At 74.0% G+C, this 21,047-nt stretch carries 1 protein-coding gene and 3 pseudogenes; all 4 read right to left on the bottom strand.

From position 1 onward, the window contains the following. Positions 1–8 precede the first annotated feature (8 nt). Positions 9–7,093: pseudogene (locus tag J7462_RS33785) on the bottom strand (SDR family NAD(P)-dependent oxidoreductase); the annotation flags it as partial. A gap of 45 nt (positions 7,094–7,138) precedes the next feature. Further along, positions 7,139–8,020 (bottom strand): annotated as a pseudogene (locus J7462_RS33780) (polyketide synthase dehydratase domain-containing protein); the annotation flags it as partial. A 140-nt stretch (positions 8,021–8,160) separates the two neighbouring features. After that, positions 8,161–16,197: pseudogene (locus tag J7462_RS33775) on the bottom strand (type I polyketide synthase); the annotation flags it as partial. Positions 16,198–16,256: 59 nt separating this feature from the next. Continuing rightward, a complete protein-coding gene (locus J7462_RS29560) occupies positions 16,257–21,017 on the bottom strand; it encodes a type I polyketide synthase (RefSeq protein ID WP_219469115.1) in 4,761 nt (1,586 codons plus the stop codon). Between the last annotated feature and the right edge of the window lie 30 nt (positions 21,018–21,047).

Here is a 21,047-nt window from a genome sequence, read left to right as displayed (position 1 = left end):
GGCGCGCGTCACTGCGCGATCCAGTCCCGTACCACCTCGGCGGTCGTGCCGACCCGACCCTCCATCATGGTGAAGTGGTCGCCGGGCACCTCCCGGAGCGTGTGCGGGGTTTCCCAGGTGGCCCGCCACCCGTCGTCGTCGCCGCCGGCCACGATGGACTCCTGCGGCCGGACGAAGAGCACCGGCGTGTCGATCGCCTCCACCGGGCAGCTCTGCAGCAGCCGGACGTAGCGGCCCATCGCCGACAGCCGGGCGCTGCTGAACTCGCCGAAGGTGGCCTCCCGGTCCAGCAGCGAGTCGAGCATGTGGGTGAAGAACGTCGCCGTGGTGCTGCCGGTGGTGAGGTAGGTGTCGAGCAGCACCACCCCGGCCGGGCCGTGCCCCTGCCGCTCCAGCTCACCGGCGGTGGCGTGGGCGAACAGGCCGCCGGAGGAGTATCCGACGATGACGTACGGCCCCTGCTCGGCGATCGGGCGGACCATCTCGGCGAAGACCCGTACCGCCGCGTCGGCGGAGGCGGGCAGGCTCTCGTCCCGGCCGAAACCGGGCACCGGCAGGGTCCACACGTCCCGGGTGCCACCGAACTCGGCGGTGAACCGGGCGTACTGCTGGTCGCCGCCGAGCGCCATCGGCGACGGGAAGCAGATGATCGCCGGCCCCTGGTCGCCCCGGGCGAGCCGGCGCGGGGCGGGGACCTGCGGCAGGTCGGCCGGCCCGTCGAAGGTGGGCCGGATGTCGGCCACCGCGTACAGCAGGGACAGGCCCTGCTGTACCCGGCCGCTCTTGACGGCGGTGCGGAACAGCGCGCTCATCGTGTCGGCGGCGGCGTCGGGCGTGCCGGCCCGTTCCTCGGCCGGTGGCGCGGCCAGTTCGGTGCGCAGCAGCGCGGCGAGTTCGTCGACGCTGCCGTGGTCGAAGACCACCCCGGTGGCCAGCCGCAGCCCGGTCGCCTCGTTGAGGGCGTTGCGCAGCTCCATCGCGGTGAGCGAGTCGAAGCCCAGCTCGACGAAGCGCAGCGCCGGGTCGAGGTCGTCGGGGCGGCCGTGCCCGAGCACGGTCGCGGCGCGCGAGCGCACCAGGTCGGCCAGCAGCGCCTGCTGGCCGTCGCCGTCCAGCCCGCCGAGGGTACGCCGCAGCGCCGCCGGGTCGGGTCGGTTCGTCCCCGGGGTGCTACGCCGGGCCGGGGTGACCAGGGCGCGCAGGATCGGCGGCACCTCGTCCCCCGCCGGGGTGCGCAGGTCGGCCTTGACCGGGACGAGCACCGCCTCGGTACGGGCCAGCGCCGCGTCGAGCAGCGCCAGTCCCTCCGCGGCGGACACCGGTTGCACCCCGCCCCGCGACATCCGGGCCCGGTCGGTGCCGCCGAGGTCGTCGGCCATCCCGCCGCCGGCCCACGGCCCCCAGGCCAGGGACTGGGCGGGCAGCCCGGCGGCCCGGCGGGCGCTCGCCAGCGCGTCGAGGAACGCGTTCGCCGCCGCGTAGTTGCCCTGCCCCGGCCCGCCGAGCACGCCGGCCGCCGAGGAGAACAACACGAACGCGGTGAGCCCCGCGTCCCGGGTCAGCTCGTGCAGGTGGGTGGCCGCGTCGACCTTGGGGCGCAGCACCGCGTCGAGGCGGTCCCGGGTCAGCGCCGGGATGATCCCGTCGTCGAGCACCCCGGCGGCGTGCACCACCCCGGTCAGCGGGTGCCCGGCGGGCACTGCGGCGAGCAACCTGGCGACCGCGTCCCGGTCGGCCAGGTCGCAGGCGGCCACGGTGACCTCCGCCCCGCGGGCGGTGAGGTCGTCGCGCAGCGCGGCCATCCCGTCGGCGTCGGGGCCGCGCCGGCTGGCCAGCAGCAGGTGCCGCACCCCGTACGCGTCGACCAGGTGTCGGGCGACGAGCCGGCCGAGGGTGCCGCCGGCACCGGTGAGCAGCACGGTGCCACCGTCGGTGAAGGCGCTGCCGGGGGTGCCGTCGGGCCCGGCGGCGGGCACCAGCCGGGCGGCGTGCGCGACGCCCTCGCGGACCACCAGCTGCGGTTCGCCACCGGCCAGCACCGCCGGGAGGAGCTGGGCGGACCCGTCGTGGTCGTCGAGGTCGACCAGGACGATCCGACCCGGGTTCTCCGACTGGGCGGACCGGACCAGACCCCAGGCCGCCGCGGCGGCGGGCTCGGTGACCCGGTCACCCTGCGCGCCGTGGGTGAGCACCAGCAGCCGGGACGACGCCAGCCGTTCGTCGGCGAGCCAGCCCTGGAGCAGGGTGAGCAGTTGACCGGTGGTGTGCCGGGCACCGGCCGCGAGGTCCCGGGAGTCGGGTTGCACGCTGGCGACCAGCACCACGTCCGGTACGGTCCCGCCCGCGTCGAGGGTGACGGTGAGGGCGGTCAGGTCGGGGTGGGTCTCGGCGAGCAGGCCGACGGTGTCGAGCGCGGCGGCCACCTTGAACTCGTCGACGCCGACCAGTGCCCAGCGGCCGTCGGCCGGGGTGGTGGGCAGCGGCACCGGGGTCCAGTCGATCCGGTAGAGGTGTTCCTGCCGGCCGGTGCGGGCGGCGGCGAGCTGACCCGCGTCGATCTCCCGCAGCACCAGCGAGTCGACCCGGGCGACGGGTGCGCCGGTCTCGTCGGTGAGGGTGAGGGCGACCTCGTCGGGGCCGGCCGGGGTGACGGTGAGCCGCAGCGCGGCGGCACCGGTGGCGTGGACGGTGATCCCGCTCCAGGAGAACGGGACGCCGGGCCGCCCCTCGCCCCGGCTCAGCCCGATGGTGTGCAGCGCCGCGTCGAACAGGGCCGGATGCAGGTGGAACCGGTCGGCGTCGAGCACGTCGGCGGGGAGCGCGATCTCGGCGTACACCTCGTCACCGTGCCGCCAGGCGGCCCGCAGGCCCTGGAAGACCGGTCCGTAGACCAGTCCGGCGTCGGCCATCCGCTCGTAGAGCCCGTCGACGTCGACGGGGGTGGCGGCGGCCGGCGGCCAGGCGGTCGCCGGGTCGGCCGGTGGGTCGGCGGGGCCGGGGTGAGCAGGCCGGTGGCGTGCCGGGTCCACGGTGCGTCCCGGTGCCGGGAGTAGACGGTGACCTGTCGGCCGCCGTCGTCGCCGGGCCCGCCGACGGCCACCTGCACCTGCACGCCGTCGTCGTCGGGGACGACCAGCGGGGCCTGGAGGGTGAGTTCGGCAAGCCGGCCACAGCCGACCTGGGCCCCGGCCCGGAGGGCGAGTTCGACCAGCCCGGTGCCGGGCAGCACGATCGTGTCGCCCAACATGTGCTCGGCCAGCCACGGCTGGGTACGCCGGGACAGCAGTCCGGTGGCGATCAGCCCGTCGGTGTCGGGCAGGGTGGTGACGGCCGACAGCAGCGGGTGCTCGGCGTCGAGCAGCCCGGCGGCGGTGACGTCCCGCTCCGCCCCGGTGTCCTGCATCCAGTAGTGCTGGTGTTGGAAGGCGTAGGTGGGCAGGTCGACGGTCCGGCCGCCGGGGTTGACGGCCGCCCAGTCGAGGTCGACACCGCTGATCCACGCCTGCGCCATCCCGGTGGCGTACGCGGTGACCTGGTCCCGGTCACGGCGCTGCAACGCGATGGTCACCGCGTCGTCGACGCTGTCGGCCACCATCGCGGTCAGCACACTGGCCGGCCCGATCTCCACGAACCGGGTCACCCCACGGGCCGCGAGAGCGGCCACCGCGTCAGCGAACCGGACCGTGCCCCGCACCTGACCCTGCCAGTACCCGACCGAACCCAACTCCTCGTCGGTGACAAGATCACCGGTCGCGGTCGACACCAGCGGGATACCCGCCGGGTTGGCGGTGACCCCGTCGAGGACCTGCCCGTACTCGGCCAGCATCGGGTCCATCAAATGCGAATGGAACGCATGCGACACCCGCAACCGACGCGTCTTCACCTCAAGCGACGCCTCCAACGCCGCGACCTGCTCCTCGGTACCCGAGACGACCACCGCACGAGGACCGTTCACCGCCGCCACGTCCACGTCACCCAGATCCAACTCGGCCAGCGGCGCGGCGATCGCCAGCATCGCCCCACCGGCCGGAAGGGCCTGCATCAGACCACCACGGGCCGCCACCACCTGGCAGGCGTCCGCCAGCGACCAGACACCGGCCACGTGCGCGGCAGCCAACTCACCGATCGAGTGACCCGCCACGAAGTCCGGCTTCAACCCCCACGACTCCGCCAGACGGAACAACGCCACCTCAACCGCGAACAACGCCGGCTGCGTCCACCCCGTCTGATCCAGGAGACCGTCCGGGTCGGTGAACATCACCTCCCGCAGATCACCACCCAGCAACGACCCGAACGCCGCACACACCTCATCCAGAGCCTGCGCGAACACCGGGAAAGCCGCCGCCAACTCGCGACCCATCCCCACCCGCTGCGCACCCTGACCGGTGAACAGCACGGCGGTGCGACCGGTGGTGATACGGCCGGACAGGCCGGCCCCGGTGGTCAGGGCCTCCAGGCCGGTGGCGAGGTCGTCGGCGGAGCTGCCGAGGACGACACCCCGGTGGTCCAGGGCGGCCCGAGCGGCGGCCAGGGAGTGTCCGATGTCGACAGGTCGTTCGTCGGTGAGGAAGTCGCGCAGCCGGGCCGCCTGGGCGGTGAGGCCGGCGGTGGAGCGGCTGCCCAGCGGCCAGAGCACCACGGCGGGTGCCGGCGTCGACTCGGGTGCCGCGACGGGCTGCGGGTACTCCTCGACGATGACGTGGGCGTTGGTGCCGCTGATGCCGAACGACGACACCGCCGCCCGACGCGGACGACCATCGGCAGGCCACTCGACCGCCTCAGTCGCCAACCGCACCTCACCCGCCGACCAGTCCACGTGCGGACTCGGCGCATCCACGTGCAACGTCCGCGGCACCACCCCGTACCGCATCGCCAACACCATCTTCATCACACCCGCCACACCAGCAGCAGCCTGCGTATGACCCAGATTCGACTTCACCGAACCCAACCACAACGGCCGCTCCCGATCCCGACCGTACGTCGCCAGAATCGCCTGCGCCTCAATCGGATCACCCAACGTCGTACCCGTACCGTGCGCCTCCACCACATCCACCTCAGCCGCCGACACCCGGGCATTCGCCAGAGCCTGCCGGATCACCCGCTGCTGCGCCGGCCCGTTGGGGGCGGTCAGCCCGTTCGACGCGCCGTCCTGGTTGACCGCCGAACCCCGCACGAGACCGAGGATCGTGTGTCCGTGCCGACGGGCGTCGGAGAGTCGTTCGAGCACCAACACACCGACACCCTCGGACCAACCCGTCCCGTCGGCCGCCGCCGCGAACGGCTTACACCGACCATCAGGCGCCAACCCCCGCTGCCGCGAAAACTCCACAAACGTCTCCGGCGTCGCCATCACCGTCACCCCACCAGCCAACGCCAGATCACACTCACCCGACCGCAACGCCTGACCCGCCAGATGCATCGCCACCAACGACGACGAACACGCGGTGTCCACGGTGACGGCGGGGCCTTCGAGGCCGAGGGTGTAGGCGATCCGCCCGGAGACGACGCTGCCGGCGCTGTGCCCGGTCACATAGTCGTGGTACATCAGGCCGGCGAAGACGCCGGTGGCGGAGCCGCGTACCGAGGAGGGGTCGATGCCGGCCCGCTCGAACGCCTCCCAGGAGACCTCCAGCAGTTGCCGCTGCTGCGGGTCCATCAGCACGGCCTCGCGGGGTGAGATGCCGAAGAAGGCCGGGTCGAAGCCGGCCGCGCCGGGCAGGAACCCACCCTGGTCGGCGTAGCTGGTGTCGGGGCGGACGCCGGTCGGGTCGTAGAGCCGGGCCAGGTCCCAACCCCGGTCGGTCGGGAAGCCGTCGATGGCGTCGACGCCGTCCGCGACTAGCCGCCACAGGTCCTCCGGGGAGGACACCCCGCCGGGGTAGCGGCAGGCCATCCCGACGATCGCCACCGGGTCGTCACCGATCGTGGTGGTGGCGGTCTGCCGGGCCTGCGGTACGTCGAGTGCGCCGCTCAGCTCACCGTGCAGGAACTCGGCGAGGGCGACGGGCGTCGGGTAGTCGAAGATCAGGGTGGCCGGGAGCCGCAGGCCCGCCGCAGTGGAGAGCGCGTTGCGCAGCTCGACGGCGGTGAGCGAGTCGAAGCCGAGGCTCTGGAAGGTGCGGTCCGCCTCGACCGCGTCCGGCCCGGCGAGACCGAGCACGGCGGCGACGTGGGTGTGCACCAGGTGCCGGACGGCACCGGCGCGCTCCTGCTCCGGCAGGCCGGTCAACCAGTCGCTGCCCGACCGGTCGACGGTGCTGGCGGCGGTGGCCGTGCGCCGGGTCGGCCCGGTCAGGGCGCGCAGCACCGGGGGCAACCGGTCGCCGAGGGTACGCAGCGTCGGCACGTCGAGCCGGGCCGGGACGAGGGTGGCCGACCCGCCGGCTACCGCGGCGTCGAGCAGGGCCAACCCGTCGGCGGTGGACAACGGCAGCACCCCACCCCGGGACATCCGCTCCCGGTCGGTGTCGGCGAGTCCTTCGGTCATCGTGGAGCCTTCGCCCCACAGTCCCCAGGCCAACGACACCCCTGGCAGCCCGGCGGCCCGCCGGGTGACCGCGAGCGCGTCGAGGTGGGCGTTCGCCGCCGCGTAGTTGCCCTGCCCCGGCGCACCCAGCACCCCGGACAGCGAGGAGAACAGCACGAACGCCGACAGGTCCCGACCCCGGGTCAGCTCGTCGAGCAGCGTCGCGGCGTCCACCTTGGGCCGCAGCACCGCCGAGACCCGGTCCGGGGTCAACGACGACACCACGCCGTCGTCGAGCACCCCGGCGGTGTGCACCACCGCCGACAGGTCCGGCACGTCGGCCAGGGCGGCGGTCAGCTGGTCACGGTCGGCCACGTCGCAGGCGACCAGGTCGACCCGGGCACCGGAACCAGTCAGTTCGGCGACGAGGTCGTCGGCGCCGGCCGCCGCCGTACCGCTGCGCGACAGCAGCAACAACCGGGACACCCCGTGTGCCGTGACCAGGTGCCGGGCCACCGCCGCGCCGAGCGCACCTGTCGCACCGGTGACCAGCACCGTGCCGGTGCCGTAGAGCGGGGCGTCCGACGGCGTCACCGGCAAGGGACGCCTGACGATCCGGGGCACCCGGACGATGCCGTCGCGGATCGACACCTGCGGGTCGCCGGCAGCCAGGGCCGCCGGGAGGATGTCGTCGAGCCGGTCGGTGTCCGCGTCGACGAGGAGGATGCGGTCGGGGTTCTCCGCCTGCGCGGAGCGCAGCAACCCCCAGACCGCCGCGCCCGCCAGGTCGGTCACGTCGTCACCGACGGCGTGCCGGGTAAGGACGACGAGCGGGGCGCGGTCCTCCCCGGCCAGCCAGCGCTGGGCGATCCCCAGCACCCGGTGCACCTCGGCGTGTACGTCGTCGGTGCCTCCGGCGCGCAGCACCACCAGCTCGGCCGCGCCGTCGGCGGTCGCCGTGCCACCACCCGGTAGGGCGGTCGGGGTGTGCCTGTCACCGGTTCCCCCGGCGGCGGTCGCGGAGGTGGCGTCGCCGGCACGGGCGGTGTCGGGGTGCCACGCCCAGGCGGGGGCGGTGTCCGTCGGGGTGACGGCGACGGGCTGCCAGTCGAGGCCGAACAGCGCGTCGGCGACGCCGGTCCCGGCGGTGACCTGCACCGGGCGGAGCACCAGCGACCGTACGGTGGCCACGGGTGCGCCGACCGCGTCGGCGACCGCGATCCGTACCCCGGTGCCGGCGGGGGTGAGCCGGACCCGGAGGCTGGTCGCGCCGGTGGCGTGCAGTGCCACTCCCGACCAGGCGAACGGCAGTCCCCGGGGGGTGTCGCCGTCGGCGCGGGTGAGGACGTGCAGGCCGGCGTCGAAGAGGGCCGGGTGCAGGCCGTAGCCGTCGGTCTGCGTACCGTCGGGGAGGTCGACCTCGGCGAAGAGTTCGTCGCCGGCCCGCCAGGCGCGGCGCAGACCCTGGAAGACCGGGCCGTAGTCGAGCCCGCCACTGGCGAGGTCGTCGTAGAGGCCGGCCAGCGGCAGCGGTTCGGCATCGGCGGGGGCCACGCGGTGAGCGCGACGCCGGGGGTGTCCCCGGTGGTGAGGACGCCGGTGGCGTGCCGGGTCCAGGGGGCGTCGTCGCGGTCCCGGGAGTGCACCAGGACGGCGCGGCGGCCGGTCGGGTCGGGCGTCTCCACGGCTACCTGTACCTCGACGCTGCCGGCGGCGGGGACGACGAGCGGCGCGTGCAGGGTCAACTCGTCGAGCAGGCCGACGCCGACCTGGTCACCGGCGTGGATGGCGAGTTCGACCAGGCCGGTGCCGGGGAACACGACGGTGCCGCCGACGGCGTGGTCGGCCAGCCACGGGTGGGTGTGCAGCGACCAGCGGCCGGTGAAGACGACACCGTCGGTGTTGGCCAGCGGCACGGCGGCGTCGAGCAGCGGGTGGGTGGCGGCGAGCAGGCCGGCACCGACCAGGGCCGGGTCGTAGAGCCAGTAGTGCTGGCGTTGGAAGGCGTAGGTGGGCAGGTCGACCTGCCGGGCGGTGGGGTGGATGGCCGCCCAGTCGAGGTCGACGCCGGTGGTCCACGCCTGCGCCATCCCGGCCGCGTACGCCTCGACCTGCTCACGCTTGCGGCGCTGGAGCGGGATCGCGGTGGCGTCCTCGACGCAGTCGGCGACCATCGCGGTCAGCACACTGTCCGGCCCGATCTCCACGAACCGCGTCACCCCACGGGCCGCCAGAGCGGCCACCGCGTCAGCGAACCGCACGGTCCCCCGCACCTGACCCTGCCAGTACCCGACCGAACCCAACTCCTCGTCGGTGACAAGATCACCGGTCGCGGTCGACACCAACGGAACGGTCGCCGGACTGGCGGTGACCCCGTCGAGGACCTGCCCGTAGTCGGCGAGCATCGGGTCCATCAGGTGCGAGTGGAACGCATGCGAGACCCGAAGCCGACGCGTCTTCACCTCAAGGGAGGCTTCCAACGCGGCGACCTGCTCCTCCGTGCCGGACACGACCACCGCACGAGGACCGTTCACCGCCGCCACGTCCACGTCACCCAGATCCAACTCCGCCAACGGGGCGGCGATCGCCAACATCGCCCCACCCGCCGGAAGGGCCTGCATCAGACCACCACGCGCCGCCACCACCCGACACGCATCCGCCAGCGACCACACCCCCGCGACATGCGCGGCGGCAAGTTCACCGATCGAATGACCCGCCACGAAGTCCGGCTTGAGACCCCACGACTCCGCCAGACGGAACAACGCCACCTCAACCGCGAACAACGCCGGCTGCGTCCAGCCGGTCTGGTCCAGGAGACCGTCCGGGTCGGTGAACATCACCTCCCGCAGATCACCACCCAGCAACGACCCGAACGCCGCACACACCTCATCCAGAGCCTGCGCGAACACCGGGAAAGCCGCCGCCAGGTCACGACCCATCCCCACCCGCTGCGCACCCTGACCGGTGAACAGCACGGCGGTGCGTCCGGTGGTGAGGTGGCCGTGCACGCCCTGGCCTGCGGCGAGCGCGCGGAGACCGGCGACACCGTCCGCGACGGCCACGCCCCGGTGTTCCAGCGCCGCCCGGCCGGTGCCGAGGGTCAACGCGACGTCGGCGGGGTGCAGGTCGGCGGTGGTGAGGAAGTCGGCGAGGCGGGCCGCCTGGGCGGCGAGGCCGGTGGCGGAACGGCCGGAGACCGGCCAGAGCGACACCGGAGCGTCCGCCAGGGCGGTCACCGTCGTGGCGGACGGTACGGCCGCCGGCGCGGCGGCGGGGGCCTGCTCCAGGATCAGGTGGGCGTTGGTGCCGCTGATGCCGAACGACGACACCGCCGCCCGACGCGGACGACCATCGGCAGGCCACTCGACCGCCTCAGTCGCCAACCGCACCTCACCCGCCGACCAGTCCACGTGCGGACTCGGCGCATCCACGTGCAACGTCCGCGGCACCACCCCGTACCGCATCGCCAACACCATCTTCATCACACCCGCCACACCAGCAGCAGCCTGCGTATGACCCAGATTCGACTTCACCGAACCCAACCACAACGGCCGCTCCCGATCCCGACCGTACGTCGCCAGAATCGCCTGCGCCTCAATCGGATCACCAAGGGTGGTGCCCGTACCGTGCGCCTCCACCACATCCACCTCAGCCGCCGACACCCGGGCATTCGCCAGAGCCTGCCGGATCACCCGCTGCTGAGAAGGACCATTCGGCGCGGTCAACCCGTTCGACGCACCATCCTGATTCACCGCCGAACCCCGCACGAGACCCAACACCATGTGCCCGTTACGCACCGCATCCGAGAGACGTTCCAACACCAACACACCGACACCCTCGGACCAACCCGTCCCGTCGGCCGCCGCCGCGAACGGCTTACACCGACCATCAGGCGCCAACCCCCGCTGCCGCGAAAACTCCACAAACGTCTCCGGCGTCGCCATCACCGTCACCCCACCAGCCAACGCCAGATCACACTCACCCGACCGCAACGCCTGACCCGCCAGATGCATCGCCACCAACGACGACGAACACGCCGTGTCGACCGACACCGCCGGCCCCTCCAAGCCGAACGTGTACGCCACCCGGCCGGTGACGATGCTGCCGGAGCTGTGCCCGGAGACGTAGTCGTGGTACATCACCCCGGCGAACACACCGGTGGACGAGCCGCGCAGGGTTCCCGGGTCGATGCCGGCCCGCTCGAACGCCTCCCAGGACGTCTCCAGCAGCAACCGTTGCTGCGGGTCCATGATCACCGCTTCGCGGGGGGAGATGCCGAAGAAGACCGGGTCGAACTGGGCGGCATCGGTGAGGAATCCACCCTTGTCCACGTAGGTGGTGTCGGGGCGGGTGCTCGTCGGGTCGTAGAGCCGGGCCAGGTCCCAACCCCGATCGGTCGGGAAGCCGTCGACGGCGTCGGTGCCCTCGGCGACGAGCCGCCACAGGTCCTCCGGCGAGGTGATACCGCCGGGGTAGCGGCAGGCCATCCCGACGATCGCCACCGGCTCGTCGGCGACGGTCGTGGCGGTCTGCCGCACGGCGTCGGTGTCGTCCGGGCCGGCGATCTCGCTGAGCAGGTGCCGGGCCAGGTCACGCGGGGACGGGTAGTCGAAGATCAGGGTGGCGGGCAGCCGCAGGCCGGTGCTGACGGCGAGCCCGTTGCGCAGTTCCACGGCGGTGAGCGAGTCGAAGCCCAGCTCCTGGAACGCGCGGCCGGCGTCGATCCGCTCGGCGGAGGCGTGCCCGAGCACCGTGGCCACCTGGCTGAGGACCAGGGCGGTCGCGGCGCGCTCACGCTCCTCGGTGGAGAGCACGGCGAGGTCCGCCGCCCACCCGGTCGCGGCGCTCCCCGTGGCGGCGCGGGCGGCCGTGCGCCGGGCCGGGCGGACCATACCGTGGAACGGCAACGGCAGGTCGTCGCCGAGGGCACGCAGGGCGGCCAGGTCGAGCCGGGCCGGCACCGCAGTCGGGTACGGGTTGGCGACGCCCGCGTCGAGCAGGGCCAACCCGTCGGCGGTGGTCAACGGCAGCACCCCACCCCGGGACATCCGCTCCCGGTCGGCGTCGGCGAGCCGGTCGGTCATCGCCGAACCCTCACCCCACAACCCCCACGCCAACGACACCGCCGGCAACCCGGCCATCCGACGGGACACCGCCAATGCGTCCAGGAACGCGTTCGCCGCCGCGTAGTTGCCCTGCCCCGGCGCACCCAGCACCCCGGACAGCGAGGAGAACAGCACGAACGCCGACAGGTCCCGACCCCGGGTCAGCTCGTCGAGCAGCCATGCCGCGTCCACCTTGGGGCGCAGCACCGCGGAGAGTCGGGCGGCGGACAGCGACGACACCACGCCGTCGTCCAGCACCCCGGCGGTGTGCACCACCGCCGACAGGTCGGGGTGGCCGTCGACCAGGGCGGTGACCTGGGCCCGGTCGGCCACGTCGGCGGCGACCAGCTCGACCTGCGCACCGGCCCCGGTCAGCTCCGCGACCAGGTCGTCGGCGCCCTGCGCGGCGGGGCCCCGGCGGGACACCAGCAGCAGCCGGGTCACCCCGTGCGTCGTCACCAGGTGCCGGGCCACCGCCGCGCCGAGCGCACCTGTCGCACCGGTGACCAGCACCGTGCCGGTGCCGTAGAGCGGGGCGTCCGGGATGGACGGTTCGATGATCTGCCGGGTGAGCCGGGGCACCGAGACGACACCGTCGCGGACCCGTACCTGCGGCTCACCGGTCGCCACCGCCACGGTGAGGGAGCCGGACACGTCCGCATCCGGGTCGGTGTCGACCAGCAGCAGCCGGTCGGGGTTCTCGGCCTGCGCGGAGCGGAGCAACCCCCACACGGCCGCCCCGGTCGGGTCGGTCCCGTCGTCGCCGACGGCGCGGCGGGTGAGCACCGCCAGCCGGTGGGTGTCGGGGCCGGCCAGCCACTCCTGCACCAGGCCGAGCACGCGGTTCACCTCGTCGTGCACCGCCTCCGGGCCGGTGACGTCCCCGGCACCGCCGGCGGTCAGCACGAGCAGCTCGGGGGTGGACGTCGCCGGCCCCTGGGCGCCGGCGTCGGCGGCAGGGGCTACCCGGCCCGCCGGGGCCGCCGGGTCGGCGGGGACCGGTGCGGTGCCGGTGGCCGGGACAGCCGGGTGGTAGGCCCAGTGCGGGGTGGGCGTGGCCGTGGGGGTGCCGATCTCCTGCCAGGTCAGGTCGAACAGCGCGTCGGCGACCCCGCCGGGGCGGGTGACCTGGACGGGCCGCAGCACCAGCGAGTCGACGGTGGCGACGGGGGCACCGACGGCGTCGGCGACCGCCACCCGTACCCCGGAGCCGACCGGGGTGAGCCGGACCCGGACGCCGGCCGCGCCGGTGGCGTGCAGGGTGAGACCGGACCAGGCGAACGGCAACCCCCGGAAGGTGTCACCGTCGGCGAAGCCGAGGGCGTGCAGGCCGGCGTCGAGCACGGCGGGGTGCAGGCCGAACCCGTCGGCGTCCACCCCCTCCGGCAGGGCGACCTCGGCAAAGAACTCGTCGCCGCGCCGCCAGACCCGGCGCAGGCCCCGGAACACCGGGCCGTAGACCAGGCCGCCGGTCGCCAGGTGGTGGTAGAGGTCGTCGGTGGGCACCGCTTCCGCACCGGCGGGCGGCCACTCGGTGAGGGCGGTCCCGGTGGTACGCCGACCGGCGGCGAGCACCCCGCTGGCGTGCCGGGTCCACGGGGCGTCGGTGTCGGCGCTGCGGGCGTACACCTGGAGGGTGCGGGTGTGGCCGGTGTCGGCGGGGCCGACGACGACCTGGAGCTGCACGCCGCCGCGTTCGGGCAGCACCAGCGGGGCTTCGATGGTGAGTTCGTCGACGGTTTCGGCGCCGACCTGCGCGCCGGCGTGCAGGGCGAGGTCGACGTAGCCGGTGCCGGGGAAGACCACCGCGCCGGCCACGGCGTGGTCGGCGAGCCACGGGTGCCGGTCTAGGGAGAGCCGGCCGGTGAGGACGGCCCCGTCGGCGTTGGCGAGGGTGACGGCCGCGCCGAGCAGCGGGTGGTCGGCGGAGTCCAGACCCATCGCGGTGGCGTCACCGGGGTCGGCCGGGGCATCCAGCCAGAAGCGTTGGTGTTGGAAGGCGTAGGTGGGCAGGTCGACGGTCCGGCCGCCCGGGTTGACGGCCGCCCAGTCGAGGTCGACGCCGCTGATCCACGCCTGCGCCATCCCGGCGGCGTACGCCTCGACCTGCTCACGCTTGCGGCGCTGGAGCGGGATCGCGGTGGCGTCCTCGACGCAGTCGGCGACCATCGCGGTCAGCACACTGTCCGGCCCGATCTCCACGAACCGCGTCACCCCACGGGCCGCCAGAGCGGCCACCGCGTCAGCGAACCGCACGGTCCCCCGCACCTGACCCTGCCAGTACCCGACCGAACCCAACTCCTCGTCGGTGACGAGATCACCGGTCGCGGTCGACACCAACGGGATCGCCGCCGGATTGGCGGTCACTCCACGGAGGACCTGCCCGTAGTCGGCCAGCATCGGGTCCATCAGATGCGAATGGAACGCATGCGACACCCGCAACCGACGCGTCTTCACCTCAAGACGAGCCTCCAACGCCGCGACCTGCTCCTCCGTCCCCGACACGACCACCGCCCGGGGGCCGTTCACCGCCGCGACGTCGATGTCACCCAGATCCAACTCCGCCAGCGGCGCGGCGATCGCCAACATCGCCCCACCCGACGGCAGAGCCTGCATCAGACCACCACGCGCCGCCACCACCCGACACGCATCCGCCAGCGACCACACCCCCGCGACATACGCGGCAGCCAACTCACCGATCGAATGACCCACCACGAAATCAGGCTTCAACCCCCACGACTCCGCCAGACGGAACAACGCCACCTCAACCGCGAACAACGCCGGCTGCGTCCACCCCGTCTGATCCAACACACCACCCGGATCGGTGAACATCACCTCCCGCAGATCACCACCCAGCAACGACCCGAACGCCACACACACCTCATCCAGAGCCCGCGCGAACACCGGGAAAGCCGCCGCCAACTCACGACCCATCCCCACCCGCTGCGCACCCTGACCGGTGAACAACACCGCCGTACGACCGGCGACGGTCCGACCGGACAGGCCACCGCCGGCGGCCAGGGTCTCCAGGCCGGCCACGTCGTCACCGAGCACCACACCCCGGTACGCGGCGGCGGCCCGGGTGGTGCCCAGCGCGTACCCGACGTCCACCGGCCGCTCGTCGGTGAGGAACTCCCGCAGCCGGTCGGCCTGCCCGGCGAGCGCCGCCGCCGACCGCCCGGACAGCGGCCAGAGCACCACCGGCGGCTCGGCGGTCTCGTCCGACGCGACGGTCTCCGCCGGGGGTGCCTGCTCCAGGATCACGTGCCCGTTGGTGCCGCTCACCCCGAACGACGACACCCCGCCCCGGCGCGGCTGGCCGTGGTCGGGCCACTGCCGAGCCTCGGTCAGCAGCTGCACGGTGCCGGCGGACCAGTCGACGTGGGTGGACGGCTCCCCCACGTGCAGGCTCTTGGGCAGGACGCCGTTGTGCAGCGCCATCACCATCTTGATCACACCGCTGACGGCGGCGGCGGCCTGGGCGTGGCCGATGTTCGACTTGACCGAGCCGAGCCAGAGCGGCCGGTCGGCCGGCCGGTCGCGCCCGTACGTGGCGATCAGCGCCTCCGCCTCGATCGGGTCACCGAGGGTGGTGCCGGTGCCGTGCGCCTCGATCAGGTCGACGTCGCTGGAGGTGAGGCCGGCGTTGGCGAGCGCCTGGAGGATGACCCGCTGCTGCGCCACCCCGTTGGGGGCGGTCAGACCGTTGGACGCGCCGTCCTGGTTGATCGCGGAACCCCGGATGACCGCGAGCACCCGGTGGCCGTTGCGTTGGGCGTCGGAGAGTCGTTCCAGCAGCAGCATGCCGACGCCCTCACCCCAGCCGGTGCCGTCGGCGTCGTCGGAGAACGGCTTGCAGCGGCCGTCGGAGGCGAGCCCCCGCTGCCGGCTGAACGCGACGAACGCGCCGGGCGTCGACATGACGGTGACGCCACCGGCCAGGGCCAGCCCGCACTCCCGTTGCCGCAGCGCGTGCGCGGCGAGGTGCAGCGCGACAAGCGACGACGAGCAGGCGGTGTTGACGGTGACGGCCGGCCCCTCCAACCCCAGGCTGTACGCGACCCGACCGGAGATGACCGCCCCGGAGCTGCCGGTGCTCATGTACGCCTCGACCGGTTCGGGCAGCACGGTGAGCCGGTCCCAGTAGTCCTGGCCACCGCAGCCGACGAAGACACCGACCGGACCGCCGCGCAACGTGTCGGGGTTGATACCGGCCCGTTCGCACGCCTCCCAGCTCGCCTCCAGCACCAGCCGCTGCTGCGGGTCCATCGCCAGCGCCTCGCGGGGCGAGATGCCGAAGAACTCGGCGTCGAACTCGTCGGCGTCGTGGACGAACCCACCCTGCTGGACGTAGCTGCTGCCGGCGGTGTCCGGGTCGGCGTCGTAGAGGGCGGCGGTGTCCCAGCCCCGGTCGGTGGGGAACTCGCCGATGGCGTCGACGCCGTCGGCGACCAGCCGCCACAGGTCCTCGGGCGAGTTGACCCCACCCGGGTAGCGGCAGGCCATGCCGACGATCGCGATCGGGTCCTGCTCCTGTGACTCGACCTCGCGCAGCCGCTCCCGGGTGCGGTGCAGATCGGCGGTGACCCGCTTCAGGTACTCGAGGAGCTTCTCTTCGTTCGCCATCCGAACCTCACCAAACTCGTTGCCAGCGGGACACGTTGCTCCGGGAGCGCGGTGGCGGCTCAGGTCATGCCGAGTTCCTTGTCGATCAGGTCGAACACGTCGTCGGCGGAGGCCGTTTCGAGCCGGTCGACGAGGGTGGCGCCGGTGGTGGTGCTGAGGGTTTCGTTGAGCTTCGCCAGCAGCGACTGGAGCCGGGCGGTGACCCGGTTGCGTTCGATCTCCTCCGGCGTCAGGCCGGCCACGGTGACCTCCAGCCGGTCCAGCTCGGCGAGCAGGCCGCCGGCCGTGTCACCGGTGTAGCCGAGTTCGGCCCGGAGCTGGTCGGCCAGGGCGGTCGGGTTGGGGTGGTCGAACACCAGGGTGGCGGAGAGCCGTACGCCGGTGGCGGCGCTGAGCCGGTTGCGCAGCTCGACGGCGGTCACCGAGTCCATGCCGAGTTCCTTGAACGCGCGCTGCGGCTCGACCAGGTCGGCGTCGCCGTAGCCGAGGACGGCCGCCACGTTGGTGCGGACGGTCTCCAGCAGCAGGGCGCGCTGCTCGGCCTCGGGCAGGGTGCCGAGCCGGTCGGCGAGCGCCGAAGACGCCCCCGTTTCGGTGGTCTCGGCGGCCTCGGGGGCGGCGTCGGGGAGTTCGGCCAGCAGCGGCCGGGGCCGGGCCAGCGTATAGATGGGGCCGAACCGGGCCCAGTCGACGTCGGCGACGACGAGGTGGCTCTCGTCGTGGTCGAGGGCCTGCCCGAGCGCGTCGACGGCGAGCCGGGGGTCCATCACGCCGACGCCGAGCCGGTCGAGGTGTGCCCCGACCTCGCCGCCGGCCATGCCACCGCCGCCGCCCCAGCTGCCCCAGGCGACCGAGGTGGCGACCGCACCCCGGGTCCGCCGCCGGTGCGCCAGCGCGTCGAGGTACGCGTTGGCCGTGGCGTACCCGGCCTGGCCGGCGCTGCCCCACACCGCGGCACCGGAGGAGAACAGCACGAACGCGTCCAGCGGCCGGTCGGCCAGCAACGCGTCGAGGTGCACCGCGCCGAGCACCTTCGCCCGGCACACGTCGGCGAAGTCGTCGAGGCCGGTCTGCCCCAACGGCACCTCGGGGTGCAGCACCCCGGCGGCGTGGAACACGGCGGTCAGCTCGTCACCGAGGTCGGCCAGGAGCGCGGCGACCGCGTCCCGGTCGGCCACGTCGAGGGCGACGACCTCGACTCCCGGGTGCCGGGCCGTCAGGTCGGCCGCGCCGGGGGCGTCCGGGCCGCGTCGGCTGGCCAGCACCACCCGCTGCGCGCCGTTGCCGACCAGCCATTCGGTGACGTGCCCGCCGACCCCGCCGGTGCCGCCGGTGACCAGGACGGTGCCGGTGGGCGTGTAGCGCCGTTCGGGCGCCCGGGTCGCCGGGTGGCGGATCATCCGGCGGGCCAGCGTGCCGGCCGCCCGCAGCGCCACCTGGTCCTCGCCGCCGCCGGTCAGCACGTCGGCGAGCCGGTCGACGGTCTGCGGCGTCCACTCGGCGGGCAGGTCGACCAGGCCGCCCCACCAGCCGGGGTAGTCGAGGGAGAGCACCGTGCCCAGGCCCCACAGGGCGCCCTGGGCCGGGTCGGCGACCGGCTCGAACCGGTCCACCCCGACCCCACCGGCGGTGACGCACCAGAGCCGACCGCTGAAGTCGGACGCGGCCAGCGCGTGCACCAGCGACACGGTGGCGGTGATCCCGGCGGACAGGCCGACGCCCAGCGGGTCGGGGCCGTCGTCCAGGGCGAGCAGGGAGAGCACCCCGGCGGGGGCCTCCCGGCCGGCGTGGTCGGTGCCGGTGACGGTGACCACCTCGGCGCCCCGGGCGGTCAGGCCGTCGGCGAGCGTACGCAGCCGCTCGTCGTCGGCCAGCGTCGCCGGGGCGACCACCCACCACACGCCGGTGAGCTGCCCGCCGGTGGGCACCTCGGTCGGCCGCCACACCACCCGGTACCGCCAGCCGTCCACGGTGGCGACGTCGCGCTGCCGGGACCGCCACGACGTCAGGCCGGGCAGCACCTCCCCGACGAGTGCGGTGTCGACGCCGAGGCCGTCGGCGAGCAGGTCGACGTCGGCGCGTTCCACCGCGTCCCAGAATCCGGCGTCGGTGCCGCCTGCGGCCGGGGCGGTGACGGTCGGCGCGATCCAGTAACGCTCGTGCTGGAAGGCGTAGGTGGGCAGGTCCGCCCGGCGGGTGCCGGGCAGGGCGACGGCCCAGTCCACGTCGACGCCCCGCACGTGCAGCTCGGCCAGGGAGGTGAGCAGCCGGTCCAGGCCGCCGTCGTCGCGGCGCAGGGTGCCGGTGACCACCGTCGGGCGGTCCGCCGACTCCAGCGTCTCCTGCATCCCCATGCCGAGCACCGGGTGCGGGCTGACCTCCACGAACCCGGTCCAGCCCTGCCCGGCGAGAGAGCGGATCGCCGGGTCGAACCGAACCGTGTTGCGGAGGTTGTCATACCAGTAGCGGGCGTCGAGGGTGGCGGTGTCCACCCAGTCGCCGGTGACGGTGGAGAGCATCCGGATCGTCCCGGTCTTCGGGTTGATCGGGGCCAGGTCCTCCAGCAGCCGGTGTTCCAGCAGCTCCACCTGCGCGGAGTGCGAGGCGTAGTCGACGGCGACCTGCTTGGCCCGGATCCCCTCCCCGGTGAGCTCGGCGATGAGTTCCCGCAGCGCCTCCGGGGTGCCGGAGACCACCACCGAACCCGCGCCGTTGACCACGGCGAGGGAGATGTCGCCCGCCCACCGGGCGATCCGCTCCTGCGCCCGGTCGGCGGGCAGCCCGACCGAGACCATGCCGCCCCGGCCGGCCAGCTTCTCGCCGATGGCCCGGCTGCGCAGGGTCACCACCCGCGCCCCGTCGGCCAGGGAGAGTCCGCCGGCCACGCAGGCGGCGGCGATCTCACCCTGCGAGTGGCCGACCACCGCGTCGGGTTCGACGCCGTAGCTGCGCCAGGTGGCGGCGAGGGAGACCATCATCGCCCACAGGGCGGGCTGGACCACGTCCACCCACTCCAGGGAGGGTGCGCCGGGCACCCCCCGGACCACGTCCAGCAGGTCCCAGTCGACGTACGCGCGCAGCTCGGCGGCGCAGCGGCCCATCTGCTCGGCGAAGACCGGCGAGGAGTCCAGCAGCGCGGCGGCCATGCCGACCCACTGGGCGCCCTGGCCGGGGAAGACGAACACGACCCGACCTGCGGCGTCGGCGGTGCCGGTGACCGCGGTCGCGGCGGGCAGCCCGTCGACGACCGCGCCGAGCGCGGTCCGCAGCTGCGGCAGGTCACCGCCGAGCACCACGGCCCGGTGGTCGAGCCGGGCCCGACCGGCCAGCGTCCGCCCCACGGCAGCCGGGTCGGCCGGTACGGCGTCCAGGTGCGACAGCAACCGCTGCGCCTGGGCCCGCAGCGCCCGGTCGGTGTGCCCGGACAGCACCCACGGCAGCACCGCCGGGGTGGCGGGCTGCTCGTCCTCCTCGGCCGGGGCCACCTCTTCGAGCACGACGTGGGCGTTGGTGCCGCTGATGCCGAACGAGGAGACCGCGCAGCGGCGGGCGTGGCCGGTCTGCGGCCACTCCACCGGCTCGGTGAGCAGCTTGACGGTCCCGGGCGACCAGTCGATCTCACCGCTGGGCTCGTCGACGTGCAGGGTGCGGGGCAGCACCCCGTGCCGCATCGCCTGCACCATTTTGATCACCCCGCCGACACCGGCGGCGGCCTGCGAGTGGCCGATGTTGGACTTCAGCGAGCCGAGCCACAGTGGCCGGTCGGCGGGCCGGTCCCGGCCGTACGTGGCGAACAGCGCCTGCGCCTCGATCGGGTCGCCGAGCCGGGTGCCGGTGCCGTGCGCCTCGACCGCGTCGATCTCCTGACCGGCGAGCCGGGCGTTGGCCAGCGCGGCGCGGATGACCCGACGCTGGGAGGGACCGTTGGGGGCGGTGAGGCCGTTGGACGCGCCGTCCTGGTTGATCGCGGAGCCCCGGATGACGGCGAGCACCGGGTGTCCGTTGCGGCGGGCGTCGGAGAGCCGTTCCAGCACCAGCGACCCGGCGCCCTCGGCCCAGCCGGTGCCGTCGGCGGCGGCGGCGAACGACTTGCACCGGCCGTCGAAGGACAGCGCCCGCTGCCGGGAGAACTCGACGAACGCGTCGGGGGTGCCGATCACGGTGACCCCACCGGCGACGGCGAGCGACGACTCCCCGGAGCGCAGCGACTGGCAGGCCCAGTGCAGGGCGACCAGCGACGACGAGCAGCCGGTGTCGACGGTGACCGCCGGCCCCTCCAGCCCGAGGGTGTACGACAGCCGACCGGAGACGATGCTGCCGGCGCCCCAGCTGTTCGGGTAGTCGTGGTAGACGACGCCGGTGAACACGGCGGTGGGGCTGCCCTTGAGCGACAGCGGGTCGATGCCGGCCCGTTCCAACGCCTCCCAGGACGTCTCCAGGAACAGCCGCTGCTGCGGGTCCATCTCGGCGGCCTCGCGGGGCGAGATGCCGAAGAAGGTCGGGTCGAAGTCGGCGGCCCCATAGAGGAATCCGCCGTCGCGGGTGTAGCTGGTGCCGGGGTGGTCCGGGTCAGGGTCGTAGAGCCGGTCGAGGTCCCAGCCCCGGTCGGTGGGCATGCCGGAGATCGCGTCGGTGCCGGCCGCGACGAGGTCCCACAGGGCCTCGGGCGAGTCGACGCCGCCGGGGTAGCGGCAGCCCATGCCGACGATGGCGATCGGTTCGGCGGCGCGCTCCTCGATGTCGCGGAGCCGCTCACTGGTCTCGTGCAGGTCGGCCGTGACCCGCCGCAGGTAGTCACGAAGCTTCTGTTCGTTGGACATCAGGAACCCATTCCCGGACGGCGCCGACGG

The sequence above is a fragment of the Micromonospora sp. RL09-050-HVF-A genome (assembly GCF_019374995.1).
Lineage (GTDB): Bacteria > Actinomycetota > Actinomycetes > Mycobacteriales > Micromonosporaceae > Micromonospora > Micromonospora antibiotica.
The sequence above is the reverse complement of the archived record's forward strand: the minus strand, read 5'-3'. Positions and strand labels throughout refer to the sequence as shown.

Bases quoted from the DNA above. Each gene is read 5' to 3' on its own strand.
- J7462_RS29560 (WP_219469115.1), bottom strand. From the start codon at position 21,017: ATGTCCAACGAACAGAAGCTTCGTGACTACCTGCGGCGGGTCACGGCC.